Genomic DNA, 26,098 nt, shown 5'->3' on the forward strand with positions numbered 1-26,098 from the left:
CGTTATCCTCTTCTTTCTACCCGTTGTCGAATTAAAATGATGGCAAAAATCGGTGCGCCAATTAAAGCCGTAATGACTCCAATCGGAAGCTCCGTTGGTGATATAATGGTTCGGGCGACTAAGTCTGCACACATTAAAAACGCTGCGCCAAAGAGCATCGAAAGCGGCAATAAATGACGGTGGTCAGGGCCAAAGAGCAATCTGATTAAATGTGGAATGACTAGTCCGACAAATCCGATCGTACCTGAGACGGCAACGGCCGCCCCTGTTAAAATAGATGCCGCAAACAAGATGAATAGCTTTTTCTTCCGCGTATCCACCCCTAAATAATGAGCTTTCTCTTCCCCAAACGACAAGGCATTGAGGGTAGTTCCTTGGAAAACTAAAAGAATCGAGCCAATGAAAAAAAACGGCGCAATTAATTGAACGTACTCCCATCCGCGCATCGACACGCTTCCTAATAACCATGTAATAATCTGTCGTAACTCTTCACCCGTTAACGCAATCATTAAAGAAATAAATGCACTTAAAAAGGAACTCGTAATAATTCCTGTTAAAATAATCGTTTCCATTTTCATCGAACGCTCAATCATTTGCGTAAAAACTAACACGATGAAAAGAGTAATAAACCCTGTCACAATGCTTATAAATGGGAGAGTTAGTTGTCCTAAAAAGGGAATTTGAATCCCAAAAAACAAAACGAAAACAGCACCTAAAGATGCGCCTGATGAAATCCCTAGCGTGTATGGGTCGGCAAGTGGATTTTGCAATAATCCTTGAAAGGCGGCTCCTGCAAGGGCTAAAGAAGCCCCAACAAGACCCGCCAATAATACGCGTGGTAACCGTATGTCCAACACGATATTTTCGTGCATTTTTTCAGTCGTCGGCAGCAATTCAGTTTCAAACAGGGCGTGTGAAAATATATCTAATATCGTACGCACTGGAATATGAATGGTCCCGATTGATATCGAAATCAACAACGACACGACGAAAAATATCGACACGATACCATACGGCATGATTTTATTCGTTTGCAAAAACGTCTGGATAGATGGCTTTTGCAAGCTCTTCGACTCCTTCAACGAGACGTGGACCGGAACGCGTTACTTTATCCGAATTCACATCGTATACGCTTTTCGTTTGAATTGCACTCACATCTTGCCACCCATCACGTGAAAGAACTTGTTCAACTGCATCTGGCGTGTAATACCCATACGTTGTAATGATGACGTCTGGATTCTTTTCAATGACTGCTTCTTCAGAAACTTGCGGCCATCCTTCTTCTTCAATGATGTTTTTCGCATTGATGATCATTAGCATTTCATCCATGAACGTCCCTTTACCTGTTGTATAAAGAGTTGGGTCCACTTCGACAAACACAGACTTTTGATCAGCTTCAGCAATTTCAGAAGCTTTCGCCTTAATGTCAGCTACTTTTGCTTTCATTTCTTCCACAACTGTCGCCGCTTCATCCTTAGCACCTGTTAGCGTCCCAATTGTTTCAATTGTTTTGTACACTTGCTCAAAAGACGTAGCATCTTCAACGACAAACACAGGAATGCCCGCATTTTTCAGCTGATTTAAACCTTCTTCTGAATTATGTGCACCTGACGCATGCGCCAACACTAAATCTGGTTGTAACGAAATGATTTTTTCAACATTAAAGTCCATGCCACCGATTTTTTCGATGGACGTAACCTCTTCTGGGTAGTTGTCAAAGTCCGTCACACCTACCACTTTATCGCCTAAACCAAGTTCAAACGCAATCTCTGTATTACTCGGAATAAGCGAGACAATTTGCTTCGGCTCTTCCTCAATTGTCACTTCTTCACCGAGTGCATCGGTTACCGTTACCGGAAAAGCTGCCTCTACATTTTCAGTCGTTTCTTGATTTTGTGTGTTTGGTTCTTCGCTTTCATTAGCCGCATTACATCCAGCTAGCACAGAAAGCGATAAAAGAAACGCAGCCAATAATAAATGTAGCTTCTTCATCTTTTTGTTTCCCCCTTTAGTATGTATCAAGCTGCTCGTCATAAAGGCTTTTATCTATTAAATGCCTCTTTGGTGAGCAAAAAAAAACATCTCCCAACGAATAGGAGATGTCGAAAACGGATGTCATCATCTGCTTATGTAAAAGCAAAAAACGGGTCGCCTCAACACCTCCCTATCCTCGTAGGGCTATCGGTGCACACAAACAGGCAGGTCTCCTGGCTCATGATCATCGCTCCTCAACCCTTCCCGTACCATTCGTACAGTGGGTGTATTTGAGTCGCTCCCATTCACAGTGGCGGGACCGCGTTGGATTTTCACCAACTTCCCTTTTAACTGACAGGATATGTCAGCACCTGTTTGATTTTGTATGAATTTGTCACACTGAGGTTATTATACACTATAATTTTGCGTTCGGGTAGAGTGAAAAATAAAAAATTATCTAAAATATCATATTATTATGATTAGGGATAAAGTGGATTCTTTCTCAATCGTTAACATTTGTACATGAAATACGTTTCCCCTACTGTTTCGCACTTTCAATAATCCCAAAGTCTTTAATTTCGATATTCGGTTTCACGTTGACGGTTGATTGTGAGAACACTTCAAACCATTTGTCCTCGATTTTTTTCCACTTTTCGTATTCATATGCTCTTGCGTATAGGCCAAACCCAACTGGGTCTATTTTTTGTTCCTGCATCCGCTTAATCAATTCTTCTGCTTTTTTCTCCATTTCGGTTTCAATCATTTTCGTTAACTTCTTTTTATCTTTTGCTTCTTCATTTTCTGTAACCACTTCTTCTAATGTGACATCCATCGAAATTTCGACCGTAAAGTCAAACGTACCGCCACTTTCCTTCACGGTGTAATCATAGTTCGCATTACTAATATTCATAGACACAACTTGTTCAGCATCGTTCAACTCTAAGATAAATGGCACAGGCTCGTTCACTTGTCTCGTTAAAATGAGAAGAATGGCACTATTATATATGTCTAGTGAGTCGACATACGTTCCTTTTTCATTTAGTAAAGCTATGCCGGTTACACGAATCCCATCTTTCACCGTTGCAAGCTCAGGAATATACGGGGTAACCGTTTTTTGTTCCACTTTCTTCCGAAATAACGCCAACGTTGTATCGGCGGTCGTTTCATTTTGATAGGCACTTTTGAGTAAGTTATTTAAAAAGATACCGAAACGCGGTTTATCAGGCGTTTCCAACCGTAGCAAATCATCGACTGGTCCGTTAAACATGACGACATACGCATTGGCACTACTTCGTGCATCTCGGTAAAAATAGTCAATAATAGGGAGTGGCTCTTCCTTTTCCAACAATTTTTTCGACAAAATCACAGCCTGAATTTTCCCGGTTACGACTGATCCGTTACTCATTACATCAAAATATTGCGCCGCTTCCCGAACGGAATTCGCTTGTACTTCTAGCACCTGACTTTTTTCCGATGCTTCAATGGAGAACACAGGACTCATTTGATAGAAAGTATACTTTTCTTCCTTCCCTTCATCGATGCCTAATACGAGCATCACGACCGTATCTTCAATGTCTAATACGTCTCCACAACCTGTAAGCATCAAAACGCAACAAATGATCCACCATTTTTTAACCATTTAATTCTCCTTCTTTTTCAACCGTTTTTTCACGAGAACAATAATGAGTAAAAGCAATGGAAACACATAAATTAACCAAAAGCCAAAGTTTGTCCAAATCCCGCCTATCGCTGATAACGTATCATGAGATGGATTATAAAGTATGGCTGTAATCGCTAGTAGGATCGCCAATACATATAAGACGTACTGATGATCTTTCCAGCTAACAATTTGTGTCACACCTAAAGACGAAAAAAGCAAAAAGGGAATTCCTGTCGTGGAGATTTGGAACATATAAACCGAGAGAAAGATAATCTCCAATCGCTCCAAAAAAGCAAATGAAATCGGTTTTAATAAACTGAGCGTTGGCCAAATTAATTCCTGTAAGTGATCTAAGTTAAAAACAACAAAACATGTAATCGTAATTTGTAAAAACACGATACACGTAATCGTGTTTGCGATAAAAATACCGAGATATGCTTTTTTTTGATCCTTTAAAAAGGGATATAAAATGAAAGCGACCTCAAATCCTAAAAAGGAGAAGATTGTCGTTTTCACACCCGCTAGAACTTCTTTCCAGTTCCCATCTAGAATAGGCATTAAGTTGAGCCACGTGGCATCTTTTAATGGCACTAATAAGACTAATGGCATCCAAAGCGTTAACAAAAAGATAAGCTGAGAATATCTACCGATGATCCGTACACCATTTCGCGCGATAAATACCCATGGGAAGAGCACTAAAAAAACGAGTAAAAAGTATAGCGTTTCAGGTAGAACCCACACAACTAAAATCCGAATCGTCGTCGTTAAAATAATGTATGACCCTATCGAAAAATAAACAACCCATACAAAAGCGATTAACCGACCAATCCATTTTCCAAACGTGCGGACTAATAAATCATAAATCGTATCTTTCGGATGCTGCTTCATTACGGTAATGATGATGAAGCTTCCGATTAAAGATACGACATACCCAATTAAAATGGATATCCATCCGCTCGTTTGAGCAACCGCTGCAATATCGCGGGGAAGGGTTAACACCCCGATGCCCACTTGAACACCGTTGATGATGAAAATGTATTGTAAAAGGGTTATGTCATTGAACATCGTTCGGTTCATTCGTATCACCTATTTTTTTTGATGTTTCACAAACTTCGTCCCCATTTTTGGTAAGCGAAGGATGAGATCTCCCCAATATTTAAACCGTGTTGGAGAGAATGGATTTCCATACGGTGTTCCAAGTGATTCTAGTGCAATTAAGTGCCCGATTAAAAGCATCACACCAAACATAATGCCAATCATTCCGAAAAACGCTGCAATCAACATGAACGCAAATCGGAGCAAACGTGCCCCAGCCGCAAAATCTTGATTCGGTAGGATGAACGAAGAAATTGCCGTTAACGCCACGACGATAACCATGATATTACTAACTAAACCCGCTTCAACTGCCGCTTGTCCGATAACGATACCACCGACAATCCCCACTGTTTGACCGATTGGAGCAGGGAGCCTTAATCCAGCTTCCCGCAACGTTTCCAGTGTAACTTCCATGATATAAGCTTCAATAATAGGTGGAAGCGGAACCCGCTCTCGTGATTCCGCTACTGATACATATAAGTTGATGGGGATAACTTCATAATGAAACGATAATACCGCAATATATATCGACGGAAGTAAAATGGATAAGAAAAACGCCGCAAATCGTAAGAAACGAATAAACGACACGACGCTCCATCGCAAATTGTAATCATCTACCGTATGAAAAAAGGAAGCAAAATTACTCGGCCCAACTAGTACACCAGATGAATGATCCATAAACATCGCTATTCTTCCTTGTAAAAGGTGCATACTCACCGTATCCGGTCGCTCAGTCGTTAAAAATTGTGGGAAAGGTGAATACGGATTATCTTCAATCATTTCCTCCAATCCCCCGATGGTTAAGAGCGTATCGACATCTACTTTTTTTAATCGGTTCTCTAGCTCAACCAACACATCCCCATGGACTAAATCATCTAAAAACATAAGGGAAACGGTACATTTTTTCCGTCGCCCAAGTTGATAATGTTTGATTTTTAAGCTTTGACCATCGACATATTGCCGCACCATTGAAATATTATCTTCCCGCACTTCGATAAAGCCGAGATGCGTCCCCTTCAGCATCGACTCCGTTTGCGGCTCTTCAATCGAGCGCTTCGGAACGCCGCTCGTTGAAAACACAAACAATTTGTTGACACCATCTATAAATAAAATCGTATGTCCCTTCAACAACAAATCGTAAATCGAATCGATGACAATCTCATCATTCGCATGGTATTCGTATAGGGTAGCTAGCGGATTAAACGAATCAGAGTGATCCTCATACATTAATGGATGTAAAATTTTTTCCTGAACCTTTTGCTCATCCACTAACCCATTCACATACAAAATCTCCGCTTCTTTATGAGAATTAATTAAAAAGCGGCGGTAAGCCAAATGCGAGATCTGCAGTTGGTCCTTTAAAAAACGTAAATTTTCACCTAAAGTGAAGCTACACGGCATTTGCGTAACAGGCTTCGATTGTTTTGATTCCGTTGAAAAAAGCATCTTTTTCCACCATTGATTCCGCATAACACTTCCCTCACTTTTAGGCGTAGTTTCCCTTATTGTTTTCACACATTGGAAATTTATGCACGACTTAGCGAGTGAAAGGAAGAAAAGTATAAGTTTTGGGATTTGAAATGTTGGCGATGCATAGTTAAAGTTTCCGTTGTTTCGGCCGAAGTTCTAAGGTTTGGCCCAAGGGCACGAGCTTTCCGCCCAAGTTTCTGAATCTCCGCCCGAATGACCAAACTCTACGCCCAAATTTCAAAGTCTTCCCCAAAAAATTTTACACACAAAAAGGCTTGGACCTTTTTTAATAAGTAGTTCCGATAATGTGGAGAAAATCTAAAAAACGTTTAATTAACACATAAAAACGCTTGGAAACCCAAGCGTTTTTATATTTTTTCTTTTCGGCTAAAATAAGGACCACACCAACCTGTTTCGTGTGTTATTACAAAAGTCCAACGAAAATGTTTATCTACAATGTACATATCTATACCAGTTTCATCTGTTAAGTCGTCGGTGTTAAACATTGAAGCATTTTCAAGGAGTAAGGCGTATTCGGAATCTTGGAAGAAGATATAACATTTATTTTTTGGCTCATTGTTAAAAGCCTCTTCAGCTTTTTCACCTTCAAGACAATCCTTCTTCTTATAGCTGAATAGATGCCATAGATAGCCGCCAAAACCCCCGTTATCGAATAAATAAATTTTCCTTTTTTCTTTATCACTAAGATGATTGGCGAAATTTTTCTCCCATTCCTTCTGTAAATACGTTCCCCATTTCGGTATTTCTTTTACCTTAATGTTTTTGTTTTTCAATTTATCTACTAAGTCCATTAGAATCCCCTCAAGCCTTTTTTATTGAAGCTCCTCTATGAAATGTTTTACTTCTTTTGGTGATTTTAATATAATGACTTTCTTATGAGCAGATAGTTGTGTAAGTTTCTTTACGATGTCTGGTCTCTTCGTTTTAGGGTAATACCATATCCATTTGTAAAAATCAAAGTCGAATTTTTCTTTGCAACCTTCTGCCATGTCCGGTCTTGATTTGTTTCGATACTGCCACATTCTTTTCAATGCACGATATATACAAATTGTCCGATGAATATCAAGGAAAATGATCGTATCTGCCGCGTTAAGTCTTATATCCATCGTTCCTCCGTAGTTCCCATCAATTATCCACTCTTCTTTTTTCACTAAATCGTTTTGGACTTTTCTTTGTTCATCTTTAGGGACACCTTCTCAATTAGGCTTCCAAAATAGCGTATCAAGATGATATACATCGATTCCTAATTTTACACCTAATTTCCTTGCTAATGTTGATTTCCCAGCCCCTCCTGAACCAATTAACATTATTTTTTTCATAAAATCCCCCCTTTGTGCATCCAGCGTTTTATTTTAACATGAAATTACCATTATCTTCATATAAAAAGTAGACCAAATCATATGCGATTTGGTCTACTTTACTTCATTTAAGAACCTTCGTATTTTTTTAGTGCTAGTTTTAACGCGCGCAGTCCTTCGTCAATTTGCTCTTTTGATACGGTTAGTGGTGGGATCATACGAATGACTTCCCCTTTGTTTCCGCATAAATAAAAGAGTGTTCCTTCTTCTAAAGCATAGTCTAATATTTGTAGGACACCTTCTCCGTCCGGTTCTCCGGTTAGTGGATTTGCCATTTCGATTCCGATCATTAATCCAATTTGACGAACATCTTTAATGGAACGATATTGTTCTTTCAATTCTTCTAACTGTTGTTTCGCATATGCGCCCATTTCTTTTGCATTTTGTAGCAGGCCTTCTTCCCGAATGACATCAATGACTGCAAGCGACACTTCGCATGCGAGTGGGTTTCCTCCAAATGTCGTAGCATGGCTCCCAAGTGGCCATTGTTTCATTAGCTGTTCAGATGCAGCTGTCACCCCTAACGGAAGGCCGTTTGCAATTCCTTTTGCGAGAGCCATAATATCCGGTACGACGTCAAATGTTTGGGCCGCAAACCATTCTCCCGTACGTCCAAAGCCAGTTTGAACTTCGTCAAAGATTAATAGAATGCCATGCTGATCACAAATCGTACGGATTTTTTGCACCCATGCTTTCGGCGGTACGATGTAGCCCCCTTCACCAAGAACGGGCTCTAAAATAATGGCAGCAATTTCTTCTGGTTGAACTTGATGGTTAAATAGCCGTTCGAAATCTTTTTCAAGTTTAGCGACAGCTTCCCACTCTGTTTTCGTTTCTTGTGGGTCATAGTAAGGAATTTGATACGTCAACCCGTTCGGTTGTAAATATTTTCGATATTTGCTTTTCGATGTGCTCACACTTAGTGCACCGAGTGTCCGCCCGTGAAAACAGCCAGTAAACGAGACGACATACGGACGATTTGTCACATGCTTCGCTAATTTTAAAGCCCCTTCGATTGCTTCTGTACCACTGTTTCCAAAAAAGAAGCAATCAATATCCCCCGGTGTAATTTCCGCTAATTCATCTGCAAGGCGTAAAATAGACTCATACATAATGACCCCTGAAGGTCCATGAAGAAGAGAGTCCGCCCCTTTTTTCACCGCTTCCACTACTTTCGGATGACGGTGCCCGACGTTTGTAACGGCAATCCCAGATGTAAAATCTAAATACTTTCGCCCATCAAGGCCGTAATAGTAGCACCCTTCTTCTTTTACAACCGGCAAGTTCGGATGGTCCTTCGCCATTCCTGGTGCTAAACGGTTCGATAATTTATTTAATAAACCATTCCATTGTTCTTGAAACATTGATACATCTCTAGCCATTTAAAATACTCCTTTCACGTTCCCAATTCGATTTAAAAAAACATGTAAGCCATTACCGTCACAATCGGAAGTGTAATAATTGTCCGTTGTAAAAAGATCACGAATAGCTCGAAAAAGCTAATTGGAATTTTTGACTTTAATAGAAGAACACCGATTTCGGACATATAAATTAGTTGTGTTAACGACATCACCGCAATGACAAAGCGGGTAATTTCACTTTCGATTCCTGAACCGATAACCGCTGGTAAAAACATATCCGCAAAACCAACTAGCATGGCAGGTGCAGCTTTCGATGCTTCCGGCAGTTGTAGTAACTCTAAGATCGGAACGAACGGATACGATAAAATCGAAAAGATTGGTGTGTATTCCGCTAAAATTAGTGCGATCGTACCGAGCGCCATTACGAGCGGAATGAGTCCGAAGTAGATGTCAATAACGCTGACAATACTCTTTTTAATGACTTGCCCTGCACTTTTTACGTCGCTTGCTTTCTCAACTGCTTTATCAACTGCCCATTGAAATTTCGTTACCCCACTTGGCACTTCCTCGGAAATCTTTTGACCGACCGGTTCATAGTATTCATCCTTTTTGCGCGAAAGGGGTGGAATGCGCGGACAAATGATTGCCGCCACAATCCCCGCAACAACAACCGTTACGTAAAACGGAACAAACATATGCTCAAGATTAATAAATTGAATGATTACAAGACTAAATGCGATTGAAGCAACGGAGAAATTCGTCGCAATTACCGCCGCTTCTCGCTTCGTATAATATCCCTCTTCAAACTGCTTCGTTGTAATTAAAACACCGACCGTTCCACTTCCCATCCACGATGCGAGCGCATCGACTGATGAGCGGCCCGGTAGCTTAAAAACCGGACGCATAATGTCACGAACGAGCGTCCCGATAAAGTCCATCAATCCGAAGTCCATTAAAAGTGGCATTAAAAGAGCAGCAAATAAAAACCATGTCATTAAAACGGGAATTAATGCGTATAAAACAGTCCCTCCCGTAAAATCTGACCAAATGATTTCAGGTCCCCATTTCATATACGTCATGAGAGCAAAAACAAAACCGAGTATACGTGAAATGAACCAGAACGGCTGTACGTCAAACAACCCTTTTAAGAACGGTGAAGACATAATAACGTTCGGCTTTAGCCACTTAGCTACGATTGTTAAAACGACCGACAAAAATAAAATCATCGTCATAATGAGTGGCAATGTACTTGCTAAAGAAGCTTGCACCGTTTCAGCGAACACTCCAACTCCAATTGTCCATTTCCCTTTATAAAATACTGGTACTAAAAATAGTAAGACCCCTATTACTGATGGTAAAAGAAATTTTACATAAGCAGATTTTGAATATGATGCTGACTTGTTTTGTATTTCGTGTTTTTGTAATTCCATCGTAAGTCCCCCCTTCAAGTCATTCAATAAATATACATGCAAGTTCTATGCCAATATTTTAGAGGTTGTATTTTTTTAATTTTCTGACAGCGGTAGGTTGACTAATACCCAATTTCTCTGCGATTTTCGTCGTTGTTCCATAGCGCTCCTTCGCTTCTTTTAACACGTTGTACTCCACTTCGCTTAAGACTTCGTCAAGCGTTTTTTCTGTATATGATACTTCCGGCATTACCTGTGGCATGTCCATTCGCATCGCTTCTGGCAAGTAATCAATTGTAATGAGCTTCGTTGGAGACGTGACCACAAGTCGTTCCATAACGTTCATCAGCTCACGTACATTCCCTTTCCACGGGTTTTGTAAAAGTTGGTACAGCACGCCTTCATCTAATTCTCGCTTCCGATTATATTTTTCATTAAAGTATTGAAGAAAGTAGTGAATTAACGGAACGAGGTCACCCGTTCTCTCTCTTAATGGCGGAATGGTTATCGGAACGACGTGAAGGCGAAAATATAAGTCTTCACGAAATTTTCCTTCATCCACTAAGCGTCGTAAATCTTGATTCGTAGCTGCAATTAACCGGAAATCGACCGTTCGCTCCTTCGTTCCACCAACTCGATAAAACTTTTTATTTTGAATGAGCGATAACAATTTCACTTGGTGCTCAAGCGACAATTCGCCGACTTCATCTAAAAATAGCGTCCCGCCATCCGCAAGCTCAGCAAGACCTGGCTTCCCTTGTCGTTTCGCTCCAGAAAACGCTCCTCCTTCATACCCAAAAAACTCCGCCTCGAACAAGCTCGCAGGAATTGCTCCACAATTCACTTCAATAAATGGGCCCTCTGATCGGCTGCTTCGTTTATGTATGTCTTTAGCAAACATCGTCTTTCCTACCCCAGATTCCCCAAGCAACAACACGTTCACATCCACATCAGCGACGCGACGCGCAATTTGAACACTTCGTTTCATGACTGGGTCCTGTGCGATAAACCCATCTTCTCCGACACGCTCACTCTTTAAATTTTCAAGCTCAAGCTTTACCCGATCCATTTCATCTTGCATTTTCTCTAAGTACTTCTTCATATTGAGAAGCTCGGTTAAATCGTAGGAAAAGCTGACGATACGGTAGATTTCTCCCTCATCGTCAAACACTGGAATTCCTGTAATTAAAAGCTTTTTCCCTGTCAACGTTTGCTGAACAACCGTCACCCGGTCGCGCTTATCAAGTACTAGCGGTGTAACAAGCGGGGTAAATATTCCGCGTCGCTCCAAATCGTAAACGGATTGTCCAATCAACTCATCTTCCTTCATCCCATATATGTCAGCAGTTACCTTCGTTGCCCGTATAATCGTCCCATCCGTACTCGTAACCATAAAATCTTCTTTTATGGCATTTAATATCGCTTCCGTTTCTTCGAGATAATCTTTCAACACCTTCACCCATTTCATTCCAATATTCATTTATGAATATTCTATTCGATTTTGAATAAGAAATAAAGAGGAAATTATTCATTTTTGTATATTTATTCCCTAATATAACGTATTAAACGTTTGTTAATCAATTATTTTTGTATAAAAATAAAATTTTTATAGATTACTATTCATTCAACTCACTTATTCAAGAAAATATATTTATACATTCATTTTGTTTATTTATTCACAAAACATGATTTTCCCATAGAAGTTTAGTGTTCTATCGATTGTTGATCGGTTTATTAATTTTGTTCAACGTTTCGAGACAGTTATTTATCCGTTTTGTTCTAGTTGTTTATTACTTTGGAGAATTTGTTCAACGGTTTCGCACCCTTTATTCATCACTTATGAGACTTTATTCATCAGTTTCTTACCCTTTATTCATCACTTCCACGACTTTATTCATCAGTTTCACACCCTTTATCCATCACTTCCACGACTTTATTCATCAGTTTCGCCATTTTATTCATCACTTCCACTACTTTATTCATCAGTTTCTTACCCTTTATTCATCACTTCCACTACTTTATTCATGAGTTTCACCCCCTTTATTCATCACTTCCACGACTTTATTCATCAGTTTCACCACCTTTATTCATCACTTCCGATATCAGGATAGTACGTGCTCCTCCCGTTTCTCACCAAAACCTTTCATGTATCACGGACATTTCGTTGTCATATGTATGAGAGGAGAGGAGGAATAGAGATGATCGAGCGCAAGATGAAGCTTTTGCCGTATGAGACGATTCGGACAACGGATTCAGCGTCAGAAGTTCCAGATGGGGTTCAAGTCGTACAAGCACCTTCTATTTGGCGGGAAGGAATGAAAGGAAAAGGTATGACAATTGCCGTCCTTGATACTGGGTGTGACAGGTCTCATCCCGATTTACAAGGTCAAATAATTGGCGGACGAAATTTTACGACTGACGATGGAGGGGACCCTCGAAATTATTCAGATTATCACGGGCACGGGACGCATGTGGCTGGGACAATTGCTGCACGCGAAAGCAACAGTGGAGTGACAGGTGTTGCACCGCAGGCAAAGCTTCTCGTCTTAAAAGTTCTTGGGCAGGATCCTGCTAATCCAAAGCGTGCGACTGGACGATATGAGTGGATTGTTGAAGGAATTCAATATGCGATTAAGCGAAAGGTTGATATTATTTCCATGTCGCTTGGAGGTCCGTCGAGGCATAAAGGATTACATGAAAGTATTCAAAAGGCAGTCGCTCAAAATATTTTAGTCGTCTGTGCTGCCGGAAATGATGGAGATGGAGACGAATCGACCGATGAATATACGTATCCCGGTGCTTACAATGAAGTGATATCCGTCGGAGCCATCGGAAAAAATCGCAATATTTCTCGTTTCACCAATTCGAACAACGAAGTCGATTTAGTTGCTCCAGGCGAAGAGGTCATCTCAACAGTACCAAATGGAAAGTACGCCTCCTTCAGTGGAACGTCGATGGCGACACCACATGTTGCCGGAGCATTAGCCCTTATTAAACAGCAAACGAAGGAACAGTTTGACCGTTCGTTATCGGAGCCTGAATTGTATGCCCAGCTTATTAAACGCACTGTTCCACTCGGTCACGCTAAGTCACTCGAAGGAAACGGTTTGCTCTACTTAACGACACCATACTTACTTTCTAGATTTGGTCAAAGTGATGTAGGAGCCTCTTGGTTTAGGCGGTGGTAAATATCATTTCCAATATTCATGACACAAGCTGAAAGGAGTTTTCATTACGAAAGCTCCTTTTTCGTGGTTTCTGTCTAAATATATAATGAAGGGCATTTGTTAAAAAATGGACGACACAGTCCACCTATCAGGAATATACTACTATTAAGAAGGTGGTGAACAAAATGGTAAAACTTATGTTAGACCCTGGTCACGGTGGCAGTGACCCTGGTGCCGTTAACGGGGGCTACAAAGAGAAAGATTTTAATCTATCAATTACGTTAAGTGTACGCGATTATTTGTTAAAAAACTATGAAGTTACGGTCTTGCTTACTCGAACGAAAGATGAAACTGTCAGTCTCTCTGCCCGAACCGATTATGCGAATAAACAAAACGTCGATTATTTTTGTTCCATTCATATTAACGCCGGTGGCGGAACAGGCTTTGAAAGTTATATTTATAGTGGAAATGTCACACCGAAAACCGTCAGTTATCGGGCGATCATTCATGATGAAGTGATGAAAAAAATTGGTCCGGCATACAGCGTCCGTGATCGCGGGAAGAAACGAGCGAATTTCCATGTATTGCGCGAAACGAAGATGGAAGCCATCTTGATTGAAACATTGTTTATCGATAACCGAAACGATTTAAAGCTTTTAACCTCTGACTCGTTTATGCGTGACTATACGACTGCATTAGGAAAAGGAATAGCCAATGCCCTTCAGTTGCCGAAGAAAAACACGCCTCCACCTCAACCTCCAAGTGATTTATACAAGGTGATTGCTGGTTCATTTAAAGAAAGAGAAAATGCCGAAAAGCGCGTGGAAATGTTAAAAAATAATCAAATTGACTCCTTCATCGTACCTGTTTCATTAAATGGTGAAACGTATTACCGGGTTCAAGCAGGAGCCTATTCGGAAAAGAAAAATGCCGAAATTCAAGTTGAAAATTTAAAATCAATCGGAATTACCGATGCTTTCATCCTTTCGCCAACTCCATCAAATAATGAACAAACTAACGAAAATCAAGAAGAACCTACGAAAGAGCCTCCTTCACAAGCAGGCTATCCAATTCTAGGGTCCCCAATCCTTTTAGGGAATGTGATGGACCAATTCGTACGCACAGTTAACCCGGATGCACCTTCCCTCGGTGACTTGTACATTGAGCTTGGGAAAGCCTATAACATCCGTGGTGATATCGCTTTTGCTCAAGCAATTTTAGAAACGGATTATTTCCGTTTTACAGGGGATGTAGCGAAAGAACAAAATAATTTTGCTGGGATCGGGGCAACAGGTGGCGGGGTTAGTGGCGCATCTTTTCAAACAGAAGAAGAAGGCGTTCTCGCACAACTTCAACATTTATTCGCCTATGCATCCACCAAACCGCTCCCTACCACTTATCCACTTGTCGACCCCCGCTTCAACCTCGTTAAAAGGGGAAGTGCGACGACGTGGCAAGCACTTAACGGAAAGTGGGCCGTTCCTGGTGATACCTACGGACAATTGATTTTAAACATTTATTTACGCATGATTTCATTTGCGAAAGAAACGATGACAAATGAAGAAAAAGCGATTCAACAAACGTTAAAAAACTAGCACTTTGCGTCCAAAAAAGACAGCCTTTCACATTTATAGGCTGTCTTTTTCATATGGCTTTTCTTGATAGAAGTAATTTGGTGAAACGATTTTGTCTTCATACGAACAATGAAAGATATGTGTCGTTGCGGGTGACACTGGTGGGATAAGCCACGTCCAGTCCCCTGTGATGTCCCTTCCACATTTCCCTTCTTGTTCTTCAAAATGTTGAAATTGTTTGGCGGCTGTATGGTGGTCGACAATGCTTACTCCCTTTTCTTTAAACGAATGAAGAACAGCAATGTTTAACTCAATTAAAGCTTTGTCTTTCCAAAGTGTAGCGTTATGTCTTTGATCCAATTGAAACAGTTCTGCCACAGCAGGAAGCATATTATACCGTGTTTCGTCCGCAAAGTTGCGCGCTCCGATTTCTGTTTCCATGTACCAGCCATTAAACGGTGCTGCCTTGTATTCTATTCCGCCAATTTCTAGTTTCATATCAGAAATAATCGGAACGCTATACCATTTTAAACCGAGTTCGCGAAAATCATCCTTTTCTGGATGGGTAATCTCGACTTCTAGGACAATGTCTTTCGGAATCGGAAACCATTTAGGCGAGCGATCGTCCATTTGAATGATAAGAGGCAACAAGTCAAAATTCGTTTTTTCCCCATTCCATCCTAAAGATTCCGCCACTTTCGTTAACGTAACGGAGGCAGGGTCACCTATGATGCCTTCATTGGTCTCATATCCCGCATAGCGAAGGAGCTGATGATTCCAAATTCGAACACCTTCTGGACGGAAAATCGTGATAGAAGGTCTAATTTTCCCATCATTCGTCGCATAGTCGATATGTCGGCAAAGCGCGTGATATACTTCTTCTTCAGTCGTTACGTGTCGCTCATCAAATACGTGCAACGAAGACCAAAAGAGCCGTCCAATACAGCGATTGCTGTTTCGCCACGCCATTTTAGCCCCATGCGATAGTTCTTCATATGTATGAGTATATGTTCCCGTCTTGTTTATTTCTGTTTGTATTTCGTTCAACCGATCGTCAATTTCGGTCTCCTTCTTTAATTCATGGTAGCAAAGCGTAATAAACTCTTTCGCTTTTTCAAAAAGATTTAAATCCAAGATGTCCACCTTCAATCGTTTCTCTCCATATTATGTCCAAATTATATCACGATGCGTGCCAAATGACTGGTTGGAAGTTTGACTGTGTTGTGACAGTTCAATCTCGGTGCTTTTTTAAATAAACTGCAATCGCTTTCGTTTCTGTAGTAGTTTATCATCGCGTTAAAGCTGTACTTAACTGTTATTTACAAAAAACAAAATTAAAGATAAAATCTTTCTCGTTACATCGAACGAACGAGGGAGGGAGAAAAGATGCGCACAGCCGTTTTAAAAAATAAAACGACGTACATATCCGCAAAATGGTTGGACGTTTTCTATATATTACTTGGCTCGAGCATTGTCGCGATTAGTTATAACGTTTTCTTACTTCCAAACTACATCGCTTCAGGCGGTGTTAGCGGCATAAGCATTATGCTTGAAGCCCTTTTCGGATGGGAGCCTGCCTACATTATTTGGGGGATTAACATACCACTATTGATTGCCGGGCATTTTTTACTTGGAAAATCAGAAACTGTGAAATCCATTCTCGGCTCACTTTTTTTACCGTTTGTTGTGTATTCAACGAGTCACTTTCCAGCAGCCACAACGGACCCACTTTTAGGGGCCATTTTCGGTGGAGTTGGGGTCGGGATCGGTCTTGGCATTGTGTTCATGGGTCACGGGTCAACTGGGGGAACAGCTCTAGCTGCCAAAATAATTCATAAATTCTCATCGCTTACACTCGGAAAAAGCATTGTGTTGTTGGACGGTTTAATTGTCCTTTGTTCAATTGTCGTATTTGACATTCAACAAGGGTTATATGCACTTATTTCTTTATATACGATTAGTAAATCCATTGATTTAATTCAAACAGGATTAAACCGTACGAAAACGTCACTTATTATTACCGATAAAGAAGAGGAAGTGCGCACTGCGATTTTTCATCAAATCGATCGCGGGGTGACGCGTCTTTCCGCGCAGGGTGGCTATACGAACTCCATTCGTCCCATGCTTATGTGTGTTGTCGACCAATCAGAATTTACAAAACTAAAAAACATCGTCAAAAAAGTCGATCCGAAAGCGTTCGTCGTCGTGATGGACTCATCTGAAGTGTTAGGGGAAGGATTTTCGCAGCAATAACATGTACATGCTATCACCTTAGCCCTTCTCCATACATATAGTATGGGTAAGGGAGATGACGTACATGAGATTCCTATGGATTTCCATCAAAGTGACGATAAAAGTGTTGTTATTTGGCAAAAAAGCATATGTAGAAAATAATTGGCAAGAAATTTGTCAAGCGTGAATAAAAACGATTCTCATTATCACATAATAAGCATGCAAGATCGCGAATTGATCTGCATGCTTTTTTCATTACATACTAGTTGGTTCAAATGTTTTACAATCCGTTTCTTCACTCTCTTTTGCTTGCTTGCCATTATGACTAACGACATAAATAGCCTCAGCGCTACACTTATTTCCTTGCGCCCAAAATTTACAATTGTTCACTTCACATAATACGTCTTGTGCCACGAATCTTCACCTCCCTCATCCGTTATTGTTTCCACCTGTCTGATTTTCATTCATATACGCAACGTGAACGGACATACTATAGGAGACTTCATGCTCATGAAGGAGGGATTTGAATGGAAAAAGAACAAATCATCGCTGTACGAAAAAAAGAAGACGGTGACTTGATTGCCTTTCAAACGAATACAGGACGTGTACTCGACTATGAAACCGCACTGAAAGAAGCAAAAAACGGAAAGCTCGAACACGTCGACGTTTTCCAAAAATACGGACGGGAAATTATTCGAAGTGAACCAGATGGCAAAACGGAAAACAACTTGAGTGAATTACCGGAATTTTGATGGGATTAGGGAAGAAGTTTACAGTGGAATTTTTCTATAAAATCAAAAAACCTCTAAGAATGTTAAAATTCTTCTGAGGCTTTTTGATTGATTTAATTACTTTCAAAATCACTGACAAATAATAAAATAGTGCCTGTTATTCCAAAAAATAATGGAGTGACGAATCTTTGATTAAGTAACACCTGTTAACAACGATGTTTTTCATTTAACATTTTAACGTTTTTTTAATAACTTTAGTATCCAACAATCATGAGCAATTGTGGAAGAAGAAATGAAAGTCTTGAGTTGTAATTGAAGCTTATTTTCTACTTAGTAATATTCCACGCTCCGCTTCAACTACTGAACCATTCCAACAGATTAAGGACAATTTGTGTTAAATATTCTTCTTTATGTATATTCATAGTAAAAGCATTAAAATTCCACCTATAATCATTAGAATAGATAATATGATTAGCCATGCTGAAAAAATTGGTATTGTAAGAATATCTACAACCTCAAAAATAATAGCAACCACTTTCTCATTCAAATTTAAGTCCTTGATATCTTCATATCTTTCTTTTATTAAAATCCAACCAAACGGTAATAAAAAGAGTCCTAAAATAATTAAAAAAATTCCCAAACCTCGACTTCCTCCTCGAATATTTATTTCCGTCTAATTTAAATTTTAATAGAATTTTTGAAACTCCTTACTCATCGCCTATTACATTCTATAAAAGGTCTCTACCTCAATATTTTAGACTTAGCACATCCTCACAATGGCGTATTCATCACGATCATCGTGAATAAAACGAAACTTTACTCCTGGTTTTGCTTAAAGATGTGCATGGCCTTTTTTAAGATTTCATTCTCTTCTCTTAGTTTTTCGACTTCACGTTGATGCTTCTTCATCAACTTTTCAACTTCTGATGGGGTTAAATTACTTTCGGAGTTCTTGCTTTGTTCCATCTTTTCTCGATAATTTTTCACCCATCTTCCAACCGTAGAGGTTGCAATTTCAAGTTCATATGCAACACCTGTTTGTTTACGCCCTTCTTCAACAATTAACTTGGCTACATACTCTTTATATTCCTGATCATACTGTTTTCTCATTTAAGAACACACCCTTTTAAAGTATTCGTTCTATTATAAATGAAATTCCATTTTGACGTGTCTTTTTTAGACTAGCTCAAGTTTTTTATATACACTAAAAAAACAATGTAGAATATTTCTCCATCAAATTTCCCTATTTAAAAAACGCATTCTTTCCTAGAATGCGTTTTACATTTTTTTGAAACCTTTTCTTCATCCATTCGTACTAGTTCATAGATAGCTAGTTTAGGAGGGATAAAGCATGCAGTTGCCAGTTGAAAAACAGCAGCAAGTCGTGATTACACCGAAGAAAGAGCGTGGGATTACATTCGTTCTCCATCTTGTTGGTGCTTTTATTTTCTTCGGTTTTCTATTATCAGGTCTCACAGTCCCTTACGGATTGGATGAGCATTATGTATGGCGACAGAATCCGGAAGCTGTTTTAAGCATGAAGAAATGGGTACAGCTCATCTCCTTTACAACTTTCGCCTATTTGATATTTACATTGCTTGTGACATGGATGCAGAAGCGAAAATTTGTGCTTGTTACACTCTCAGCTCTATTCATCGCAAATGTGGTAATGTTTATATTAACGTTTGGCCACCATTAAATGGTCCGTACACGCTTCTTTTTCAATGATGAATTGACCGTCTTCTACTTTCAGAATACTCAAGGACGTTCCGTGCTGGAACGGTCCTTCCCATAATTGGGCAAGGGGCTCGTTTTTCACATAGTTCATGAGGACCTTTAGCCAAACGCCATGCGTGACAACTAAAATATTGCCCTCTTGATGCTTGTTAAGCAGGTCGTTTAAAAATGAAATGACGCGTTCTTGAACATCATGAAAGTGTTCACCGCTTTTCGCTTCGTAGTGATGCGGCTCGTTGAAAAAGGCATGGAAGTCATCCGTATAAAGTTCTTTCAGCTCAGCTTGCGTTTTGGCTTCCCAATGTCCTAAATGAATTTCTTTTAATCGCTCATCTTTTTCAACGCGATCAATCGTTAAGTGATTTAATAAAATATTTGCAGTTTGATCCGTTCTTAAGCTTGGACTATGGTAAATGGCATCAAAAGAGACATCTTTTAGCCGTTCACCTAGGTGTTCCACCGCTTTTTTCCCTTCCTCTGTGAGTGGTGAATCGAGCCACCCTTGCATTCGTTTTTCGACATTCCACTCTGTTTGTCCGTGTCTCGTTAAATAAATCGTTACCAACAAAATCCTCTCCCTTTACGAAAGCTTTTTACACGATTGACGCTCAATCATTTTCGCTGGAATGGTGATCCGTTTCGCTAATACGTTCGGGTTTTGCATTCGTTCATTTAAACAATTCGCCGCCTCATATCCGAGCTGAAAAATGTTAATGTCCACTGACGTCAACGGAGGCTTCGAGTATTCCGCTAGCATCACGTTGTTGAAACTAATAATCGAGATTTCATCAGGAACACGAATTTCTAAATGTTCAAAATGGCTCATCATCCCAAACGCCATGATGTCGTCTGCCACAACGAGTGCCGTTGGTGGATTTGGAAGGGATAGCAATTCTTTGATTGCTTCTCTTCCCCCTTCTCGCAAAAAGCGTTCTTGTACGATGTATGCAGGTTCAAACGGAATGTTCGCTTCTTTTAACGCTTGTTTATACCCAACTAAACGATCCTTTGTCACAACAAGATCAACATCTCCACCCACAAAAGCAATTCGCTCATGTCCATGTGCAATAAAATATTCCGTTACTTGCTTTGCAATGCTGACGTTATCGTTATCCACGTGGGTAATTTGATCAGGATGTTCATTTGGCCTCCCGACAACGATGAACGGAAATTTTTCTTCAAATAAATAGTTCATGACTTTGTCGTTTACGCGGGAGTACAATAAAATAATGCCATCTACTCGACCGCCTTGAACCATCGAGACGACTTCTTGATAAATTTCGTCTTCTTTCGTTCCGGTTGATAAATAAAGACCATACCCGATTTCATGTGCTTTCACACTAATCCCGCGCAACACTTCTGGGAAAAACGGGTTTTGAAACGCATAATTCGTAGAACTCGGCATAATGACCCCAATGGTTTGCGTGCTTTTATTCGCTAAGCTTCTCGCTTGAAAATTCGGATAATAACCTAGCTGGTCCATCGCTTTTCGAACTTTTCGCTTCGTTTCCTCACTAATTCTAGGGTTGTTCGCAATAACACGCGAAACGGTAGATGGCGAAACGTTTGCCACTTTTGCTACATCTTTGATTGTTACTGCCATGTTAGTAATCTCCTCCGAACAAGTAAAATCCTATTTGCCCATTATATCACGCAATCTTCTAAATTCATTATATCGACTGTGCAAAATTCATGCAAACGTTTTCATGAATTCTTATAAAAAATAGGCCATTAAAAGGCTGACCTATTTTTCTCAACATTTATTCTGCCACTTAAACGAGTTGCTTTTATCCACTTGGATCATTAATAATACGTACTTTCAGCCAAATGACATTTTAAACATTTGCGCATACCTTCTTTTTCGATAAAGGTGTGATTGCAGTTTGATTGAATGTCTTTTAGTTTTTCTTTTAATTGCTGAAGCTCATATTCAAGGGACTGAATTTGGCGGAGGAGTGTGTCATTGGTAGATGCTTGAACCACGTTTCGTAAACTCCTTTGCCATTTCGTTCATCCCGTTTTGAACTTCTTGCTGCTTTCTCAGATCATGTGAAATTTTCATGGAGCAAAATTTCGGCCCGCACATGGAACAAAAATGGGCCAATTTAGCTCCTTCACTCGGCAACGTTTCATCGTGATACTCCATCGCACGTTCCGGGTCAAGGGACAGATGGAATTGATCGTACCATCTGAATTCAAACCGTGCTTTGGAGAGTGCATCGTCTCTGATTTGTGCACCAGGATGCCCCTTTGCTAAATCCGCTGCATGTGCGGCAATTTTATAGGCAATCACACCTTCTCTCACGTCGTCTTTATTTGGTAGCCCTAAATGCTCTTTCGGCGTTACGTAACAGAGCATCGCCGTGCCAAACGAACCAATCATCGCCGCGCCGATTGCAGATGTTATGTGGTCATAGGCGGGGGCAATATCGGTCGTTAAAGGGCCTAATGTGTAAAACGGTGCTTCCTGACAAATCTCCATTTGCCAATCAACGTTTTCTTTAATTTTGTGCATCGGCACATGACCAGGTCCTTCGATCATCACCTGAACATCATGTTCCCATGCGATTTTTGTTAGTTCCCCTAACGTTTCTAGCTCTTTTAATTGCGCTTGATCATTCGCATCCGCAATGGAGCCTGGTCGCAAGCCATCCCCAAGGGAAATTGCGATGTCGTACGTACGGCAAATATCACAAATTTCGTTGAAGTGCGTGTATAAAAAGTTTTCCTCATGATGTGCTAAACACCATTGGGCAATGATTGAGCCTCCCCTTGAAACAATTCCTGTTAAACGGTCAACCGTTAACGGTATGTACCGCAATAATACGCCTGCATGAATCGTGAAGTAATCTACGCCTTGTTCCGCTTGCTCAATGAGGGTGTCTTTGTACACATCCCACGATAAGTTTTCCGCTATGCCATTCACTTTTTCTAACGCTTGATAAATTGGCACAGTTCCAACCGGTACAGGTGAATTACGGATAATGTATTCTCTTGTTTCGTGAATGTCCTTTCCTGTAGATAGGTCCATAATGGTATCGGCTCCCCAATACGTCGCCCACGTCATTTTCTCAACTTCTTCCTCAATGGACGATGACACGACCGAGTTTCCGATGTTCGCATTAATTTTCACATGAAAATGTCGACCGATAATCATCGGTTCACTTTCTGGATGATTAATATTCGAAGGAATGATCGCCCGTCCTCTCGCTACTTCCTCTCGAATAAACTCAGGATCCATCCGTTCCCGTATTGCAACAAACTCCATTTCTGGGGTAATGATTCCTCGTTTTGCATAATGCATTTGTGTCACACATGCTCCTCGTTTCGCTCGCTTAATGGTACGGGTAAATGGCAAGTTAGCGGAAGGATTTTGCTCTTCCTTCGTTTCCACATCATTTCGTTCATTAATCCAGCTGTCTCGAAGTGGTGGTAATCCTTTTTTGACATTCGGCTCATACTTATCATCCGTGTATAAGCCACTTGTATCGTACACCTCAATTGGAGCATTTGGCTCTGTGCCCCGTTCTGTTTTCGTATCAGAAAGAGTAATTTGCCGAAACGGAACTCGTATATCGTCCCGCGATCCTATTTTGTACACCTTTTTGCTTGCTGGATACGACATGTTTAATTTCATTTTCTCATCCCCCTATTGAATAATTGATCAATACCAAGGAGAGAAATAAAAAAAGGTTCTCGAAAACGAGAACCTGATGGATACGAAAATCGAAAGGGTATACGAATGCCACCCGACGATCTACTTCCCTCCGCTGGTATGATCCAGATCAGGTTCTAAGGGTCAAAGAACTTCATAGCGTTCTTCTCTCAGTCCAAGCTCATGGACTCCCCTAGTAGATTCATGCAATATGAATTTACATTTACCTTAGCATATCTCCAAAAAGGTGTAAACGATTTTTTCCAATTTTGGAATATTATAATCGAATAGAACTAGAAAATTTACAGAAACTAAAAACGCTTAGAGAAATGATAGGGTCCTCTTACATTCTCTCTCTCTCGTAAGGATCCTATCAAAAATCCAAGCGTTTTCTCTCCACGAATTACTTTGCGAAAACGTGGTTTCCAATCACAACAGTTACTTGCTTCGAACGTAACCATTGATTGGATGTTTTTTGTGGATTATAGAAGTATAAGGAACCGCTTCCTTGTCCACGAAAAGCTAATGCTTCTTGCACCGCACGCTTCGATTCAGCACTTGGTGTATTATGAATCGCTCCATTTTGAACAGGAGTAAATTGACTAGGTTGATAGATAACACCATTAATTGTGTTCGGGAATAGTGAACTATCGACACGGTTCAAGACGACTGTCGCAACGGCTACCTTTCCAGCATACGGCTCTCCCTTCGCTTCCGCTTCTACTAATCGTGCTAATAAATCTTTTTCAGCCGACGTAACAGTTGATGGGATTTGAATCGTTTCCCCTGCATACAACAAATGAGACGTACGATTGTTATACTTCATTAAATACGAGACTGATACGCCATGCTTTGTGCCAATCTTCCAGAACGTGTCACCAGGCTGTACTTTATAAGAAGTAGCTGCCTCCGCTGTGAAAGCACCTACGAATGTTGTAATGGCTACGATGGATGTGGCTACTAATTTTTTAAGTTTCATAGATTTCAACCTCCAAAACTTGTTTTCTGTCGTTCTCTTACACCGTACCATCATCCAACTAGCATAATCATTACATAATCTTTTCCTTCAAATGAAAACATTAGGAAATGTAAGAAGTTCTTTTTTCTCTATTAAAATCGGATTAAATCCGATAACAGTAGGCGTTTGAAGCAATTTTCAGACAAAAAAAGAGGAAAAGTTGTTTTCCTCACTTTTCCTCTACATCCATATTTTTTTACGTATAATTCAATCCTTTTTCTTGCAAAAATGTTTCACCCATGTTACAGACATTACAATTCGCCTATCAACGTCCATTCTTTTTGTAAAAATAGAAATGGTTCATTGTTTACGATGAGTTCGTCCCATTTTTTCAAAACGACAATGCCGTTAGGAAGGGTTATCTTAAATTCATCAACAGTTCCCTTCACTTCATCAATCGAAAAGGTGTGAACAAAGATTCGATCATACGTACCTTTTTGCCCCGTTTCTCGATTTTTAAAATGAATGCTGAACATTTCGCTCCAGACACTTGCTTTCCGCGGGGAGGAAGTCGAGCCTCCTCGGCATGCGCCTGTGGGGTCTCGACCTTTCCTCTACATCCCGCAGGAGTCACGTGTCTTCCGCTTCATTACATCAAGTAAAAACAATTCTGAACAATGTACTAAAGCAACAACCCTTTAGAAAAGAGCAATAAAAAAGAAGCCTTGAATCAGGCTTCCTGATAAGTAATGTAGAAAAAATTCAGCTCATTTTAACTATTTTTTGTTCATATTGAAACATCGTCCACATTCCGATATCTTCAAAGCCTATCCGCTTATAAATTGAGCCAGCTTCCGGGTTATCGTAGAAAAGACAAAGTGTTCGACCGGTCTTTAGCATATCTTTACAAAGCTTTGTTAAAACAGTTGTGGCCATTCCTTGTCGTTTGTAGTCCGGGTGGGTTCCAACACCTACAATCATGGCAGATTGGGAGTTTTCTGCAGCAGTTGAAGCTACGGATACGAGCTTTCCTTCTCGTTCGATATAATAGGTTCTCGCCACCCCTTTTTCCATGCTTGTTTGATGGGATTTCGCTCCGTTTCGGGCTGCGCTTTTAAACGGGATTTTGTAATATAGCTCGACTAATTTCGGAATTTCTTCAACCGTCAACTCTTTTACTTCTTCATGAGGAAGAGAGAGCTCAAGCGAGTTCATCTGTTCAAGCTTCGCGTAATAAAGCACGCGATCCTCTTTCGAACGATGTTTTATATAAGGCTTAAACTTTTCTGTTATATGTTTTAATCCAGAGAGGATTGAAAATTCAGGATCCTGATTCATAATGTCGGCGAATCCTTCTATATTAAACGTCCCTGTTGCGTATGGAATGTAATTTTCATTAAATTTTAATAAGACGGCTTTTAATTCCCCATTTTCATCAAATTCGCCCCAAATTTTCTGGAATTCTTGATCAAATCCAAAAGCTTCAATATCACCGATGATAAATAGGTTCTCCGCCGGTTTTTCCGAAACAAAAGCGAGACATTGCGCGCGATCTTGTTCTGTCAATTGCCGGATCATCATACTCTCCCCCTTTGTAAAATTGAATATATATTACCAGAATTAACAGAAAAATCAAGATGTTTTTAATGACGTCGACCATGGTAATGGAACAAATAAAAAAAGACCGAAATCTCGG

Annotated in this window: 24 protein-coding genes, 2 pseudogenes and 2 riboswitches; of the genes and pseudogenes, 5 read left to right on the plus strand and 21 right to left on the minus strand. The window is 40.2% G+C overall.

Annotated features, from left to right (window positions below):
• Positions 1 to 2 precede the first annotated feature (2 nt).
• From ML543_RS02185 to ML543_RS02230, 10 genes and pseudogenes are all read right to left on the minus strand, one after another.
• Positions 3 to 1,064, minus strand: a complete 1,062-nt coding sequence (locus ML543_RS02185; RefSeq protein WP_243385506.1) for a FecCD family ABC transporter permease — start codon at positions 1,062 to 1,064, stop codon at positions 3 to 5.
• Positions 1,024 to 1,992: an ABC transporter substrate-binding protein gene (locus tag ML543_RS02190; RefSeq protein WP_243385507.1), complete on the minus strand. Its 969-nt coding sequence runs from the start codon at positions 1,990 to 1,992 to the stop codon at positions 1,024 to 1,026. Before ML543_RS02190 ends, ML543_RS02185 begins: the two co-directional genes overlap by 41 nt.
• A gap of 188 nt (positions 1,993 to 2,180) precedes the next feature.
• Positions 2,181 to 2,364: riboswitch (cobalamin riboswitch) on the minus strand.
• Positions 2,365 to 2,512: 148 nt separating this feature from the next.
• Positions 2,513 to 3,613 (minus strand): Ger(x)C family spore germination protein, encoded by a 1,101-nt coding sequence (locus ML543_RS02195; protein ID WP_243385508.1) that lies wholly within the window; start codon positions 3,611 to 3,613, stop codon positions 2,513 to 2,515.
• Complete coding sequence (locus tag ML543_RS02200) at positions 3,614 to 4,711, minus strand: GerAB/ArcD/ProY family transporter (RefSeq protein ID WP_243385509.1); 1,098 nt, start codon at positions 4,709 to 4,711, stop codon at positions 3,614 to 3,616.
• A 9-nt stretch (positions 4,712 to 4,720) separates the two neighbouring features.
• Entirely contained in the window at positions 4,721 to 6,199 is a 1,479-nt protein-coding gene (locus ML543_RS02205; RefSeq protein WP_243385510.1) for a spore germination protein, read from the minus strand.
• Between the two features lie 368 nt (positions 6,200 to 6,567).
• Positions 6,568 to 7,011, minus strand: coding sequence for a DUF4275 family protein (locus ML543_RS02210; RefSeq protein WP_243385511.1), 444 nt, complete (start codon positions 7,009 to 7,011; stop codon positions 6,568 to 6,570).
• Positions 7,012 to 7,032: 21 nt separating this feature from the next.
• A pseudogene (locus ML543_RS02215) lies at positions 7,033 to 7,539 on the minus strand (DNA topology modulation protein).
• A 107-nt stretch (positions 7,540 to 7,646) separates the two neighbouring features.
• Positions 7,647 to 8,942: an aspartate aminotransferase family protein gene (locus tag ML543_RS02220; protein ID WP_243385919.1), complete on the minus strand. Its 1,296-nt coding sequence runs from the start codon at positions 8,940 to 8,942 to the stop codon at positions 7,647 to 7,649.
• A 50-nt stretch (positions 8,943 to 8,992) separates the two neighbouring features.
• Entirely contained in the window at positions 8,993 to 10,369 is a 1,377-nt protein-coding gene (locus tag ML543_RS02225; RefSeq protein WP_243385512.1) for a YjiH family protein, read from the minus strand.
• A 58-nt stretch (positions 10,370 to 10,427) separates the two neighbouring features.
• Positions 10,428 to 11,828 carry a sigma-54 interaction domain-containing protein gene (locus tag ML543_RS02230; RefSeq protein WP_243385513.1) on the minus strand — a complete coding sequence of 467 codons (1,401 nt, stop codon included), beginning with the start codon at positions 11,826 to 11,828 and terminating at the stop codon, positions 10,428 to 10,430.
• A gap of 721 nt (positions 11,829 to 12,549) precedes the next feature.
• On the opposite strand from ML543_RS02230, the gene ML543_RS02235 reads away from it, so the two are divergent.
• Both ML543_RS02235 and ML543_RS02240 read left to right on the plus strand, forming a co-directional pair.
• Complete coding sequence (locus ML543_RS02235; protein ID WP_243385920.1) at positions 12,550 to 13,536, plus strand: S8 family peptidase; 987 nt, start codon at positions 12,550 to 12,552, stop codon at positions 13,534 to 13,536.
• A gap of 164 nt (positions 13,537 to 13,700) precedes the next feature.
• Positions 13,701 to 15,110 carry an N-acetylmuramoyl-L-alanine amidase gene (locus ML543_RS02240; protein ID WP_243385514.1) on the plus strand — a complete coding sequence of 470 codons (1,410 nt, stop codon included), beginning with the start codon at positions 13,701 to 13,703 and terminating at the stop codon, positions 15,108 to 15,110.
• A 33-nt stretch (positions 15,111 to 15,143) separates the two neighbouring features.
• On the opposite strand, the gene ML543_RS02245 is transcribed toward ML543_RS02240, so the two are convergent.
• A complete protein-coding gene (locus ML543_RS02245; protein ID WP_279326521.1) occupies positions 15,144 to 16,223 on the minus strand; it encodes a nitric oxide synthase oxygenase in 1,080 nt (359 codons plus the stop codon).
• A 252-nt stretch (positions 16,224 to 16,475) separates the two neighbouring features.
• Here ML543_RS02245 and ML543_RS02250 point away from each other — a divergent pair, with 252 nt between their 5' ends.
• A complete protein-coding gene (locus tag ML543_RS02250) occupies positions 16,476 to 17,342 on the plus strand; it encodes a YitT family protein (protein WP_243385515.1) in 867 nt (288 codons plus the stop codon).
• 234 nt (positions 17,343 to 17,576) lie between these two features.
• Here the strand turns inward: ML543_RS02250 and ML543_RS02255 are convergent, their stop codons facing one another.
• On the minus strand, positions 17,577 to 17,735 hold the full coding sequence (locus ML543_RS02255; protein WP_243385516.1) for a DUF1540 domain-containing protein: 159 nt from the start codon (positions 17,733 to 17,735) through the stop codon (positions 17,577 to 17,579).
• A gap of 122 nt (positions 17,736 to 17,857) precedes the next feature.
• Here ML543_RS02255 and ML543_RS02260 point away from each other — a divergent pair.
• A pseudogene (locus tag ML543_RS02260) lies at positions 17,858 to 18,073 on the plus strand (DUF3892 domain-containing protein); the annotation flags it as partial.
• Between the two features lie 397 nt (positions 18,074 to 18,470).
• Here the strand turns inward: ML543_RS02260 and ML543_RS02265 are convergent.
• Together ML543_RS02265 and ML543_RS02270 are read right to left on the minus strand one after the other, a co-directional pair.
• Entirely contained in the window at positions 18,471 to 18,692 is a 222-nt protein-coding gene (locus tag ML543_RS02265; RefSeq protein WP_243385517.1) for a hypothetical protein, read from the minus strand.
• A 176-nt stretch (positions 18,693 to 18,868) separates the two neighbouring features.
• Complete coding sequence (locus tag ML543_RS02270; protein WP_243385518.1) at positions 18,869 to 19,162, minus strand: transposase; 294 nt, start codon at positions 19,160 to 19,162, stop codon at positions 18,869 to 18,871.
• A gap of 241 nt (positions 19,163 to 19,403) precedes the next feature.
• Between ML543_RS02270 and ML543_RS02275 the strand changes: the two genes are divergently transcribed.
• Positions 19,404 to 19,751 (plus strand): hypothetical protein, encoded by a 348-nt coding sequence (locus tag ML543_RS02275; protein WP_243385519.1) that lies wholly within the window; start codon positions 19,404 to 19,406, stop codon positions 19,749 to 19,751.
• Here ML543_RS02275 and ML543_RS02280 read toward each other — a convergent pair.
• The 7 genes from ML543_RS02280 to ML543_RS02310 form a co-directional block, all read right to left on the minus strand.
• Positions 19,731 to 20,354, minus strand: coding sequence for a histidine phosphatase family protein (locus ML543_RS02280; RefSeq protein ID WP_243385520.1), 624 nt, complete (start codon positions 20,352 to 20,354; stop codon positions 19,731 to 19,733). The two genes, ML543_RS02275 and ML543_RS02280, sit on opposite strands and share 21 nt — an antisense overlap.
• A gap of 15 nt (positions 20,355 to 20,369) precedes the next feature.
• Positions 20,370 to 21,392 (minus strand): LacI family DNA-binding transcriptional regulator, encoded by a 1,023-nt coding sequence (locus ML543_RS02285; RefSeq protein WP_243385521.1) that lies wholly within the window; start codon positions 21,390 to 21,392, stop codon positions 20,370 to 20,372.
• Positions 21,393 to 21,592: 200 nt separating this feature from the next.
• Positions 21,593 to 21,772 carry a hypothetical protein gene (locus ML543_RS02290; RefSeq protein ID WP_243385522.1) on the minus strand — a complete coding sequence of 60 codons (180 nt, stop codon included), beginning with the start codon at positions 21,770 to 21,772 and terminating at the stop codon, positions 21,593 to 21,595.
• The gene (gene thiC / locus ML543_RS02295; protein WP_243385523.1) at positions 21,750 to 23,426 is read right to left on the minus strand and encodes a phosphomethylpyrimidine synthase ThiC; all 1,677 of its coding nucleotides are present in this window, start codon (positions 23,424 to 23,426) and stop codon (positions 21,750 to 21,752) included. The genes ML543_RS02290 and thiC overlap by 23 nt, the downstream gene beginning before the upstream one ends.
• Before the next feature lie 108 nt (positions 23,427 to 23,534).
• Positions 23,535 to 23,649: riboswitch (TPP riboswitch) on the minus strand.
• Between the two features lie 198 nt (positions 23,650 to 23,847).
• Positions 23,848 to 24,423 (minus strand): cell wall hydrolase, encoded by a 576-nt coding sequence (locus ML543_RS02300; RefSeq protein ID WP_243385524.1) that lies wholly within the window; start codon positions 24,421 to 24,423, stop codon positions 23,848 to 23,850.
• A 290-nt stretch (positions 24,424 to 24,713) separates the two neighbouring features.
• A complete protein-coding gene (locus ML543_RS02305) occupies positions 24,714 to 24,938 on the minus strand; it encodes a hypothetical protein (RefSeq protein ID WP_243385525.1) in 225 nt (74 codons plus the stop codon).
• A 226-nt stretch (positions 24,939 to 25,164) separates the two neighbouring features.
• Entirely contained in the window at positions 25,165 to 25,983 is an 819-nt protein-coding gene (locus ML543_RS02310; protein WP_341482335.1) for a GNAT family N-acetyltransferase, read from the minus strand.
• Positions 25,984 to 26,098 lie beyond the last annotated feature (115 nt).

Source organism: Bacillus kexueae (assembly GCF_022809095.1).
GTDB lineage: Bacteria > Bacillota > Bacilli > Bacillales > Aeribacillaceae > Bacillus_BZ > Bacillus_BZ kexueae.

Excerpts from the sequence above, each read along its gene's own strand:
- ML543_RS02190 (WP_243385507.1), bottom strand. The coding sequence starts at position 1,992 with ATGAAGAAGCTACATTTATTATTGGCTGCGTTTCTTTTATCGCTTTCT.
- ML543_RS02195 (WP_243385508.1), bottom strand. The coding sequence starts at position 3,613 with ATGGTTAAAAAATGGTGGATCATTTGTTGCGTTTTGATGCTTACAGGT.
- ML543_RS02200 (WP_243385509.1), bottom strand. The coding sequence starts at position 4,711 with ATGAACCGAACGATGTTCAATGACATAACCCTTTTACAATACATTTTC.
- ML543_RS02205 (WP_243385510.1), bottom strand. The coding sequence starts at position 6,199 with ATGCGGAATCAATGGTGGAAAAAGATGCTTTTTTCAACGGAATCAAAA.
- ML543_RS02210 (WP_243385511.1), bottom strand. The coding sequence starts at position 7,011 with ATGGACTTAGTAGATAAATTGAAAAACAAAAACATTAAGGTAAAAGAA.
- ML543_RS02220 (WP_243385919.1), bottom strand. The coding sequence starts at position 8,942 with ATGTTTCAAGAACAATGGAATGGTTTATTAAATAAATTATCGAACCGT.
- ML543_RS02225 (WP_243385512.1), bottom strand. The coding sequence starts at position 10,369 with ATGGAATTACAAAAACACGAAATACAAAACAAGTCAGCATCATATTCA.
- ML543_RS02230 (WP_243385513.1), bottom strand. The coding sequence starts at position 11,828 with ATGAATATTGGAATGAAATGGGTGAAGGTGTTGAAAGATTATCTCGAA.
- ML543_RS02240 (WP_243385514.1), top strand. The coding sequence starts at position 13,701 with ATGGTAAAACTTATGTTAGACCCTGGTCACGGTGGCAGTGACCCTGGT.
- ML543_RS02250 (WP_243385515.1), top strand. The coding sequence starts at position 16,476 with ATGCGCACAGCCGTTTTAAAAAATAAAACGACGTACATATCCGCAAAA.
- ML543_RS02270 (WP_243385518.1), bottom strand. The coding sequence starts at position 19,162 with ATGAGAAAACAGTATGATCAGGAATATAAAGAGTATGTAGCCAAGTTA.
- ML543_RS02275 (WP_243385519.1), top strand. The coding sequence starts at position 19,404 with ATGCAGTTGCCAGTTGAAAAACAGCAGCAAGTCGTGATTACACCGAAG.
- ML543_RS02285 (WP_243385521.1), bottom strand. The coding sequence starts at position 21,392 with ATGGCAGTAACAATCAAAGATGTAGCAAAAGTGGCAAACGTTTCGCCA.
- thiC (WP_243385523.1), bottom strand. The coding sequence starts at position 23,426 with ATGAAATTAAACATGTCGTATCCAGCAAGCAAAAAGGTGTACAAAATA.
- ML543_RS02300 (WP_243385524.1), bottom strand. The coding sequence starts at position 24,423 with ATGAAACTTAAAAAATTAGTAGCCACATCCATCGTAGCCATTACAACA.
- ML543_RS02305 (WP_243385525.1), bottom strand. The coding sequence starts at position 24,938 with ATGTTCAGCATTCATTTTAAAAATCGAGAAACGGGGCAAAAAGGTACG.
- ML543_RS02310 (WP_341482335.1), bottom strand. The coding sequence starts at position 25,983 with ATGATGATCCGGCAATTGACAGAACAAGATCGCGCGCAATGTCTCGCT.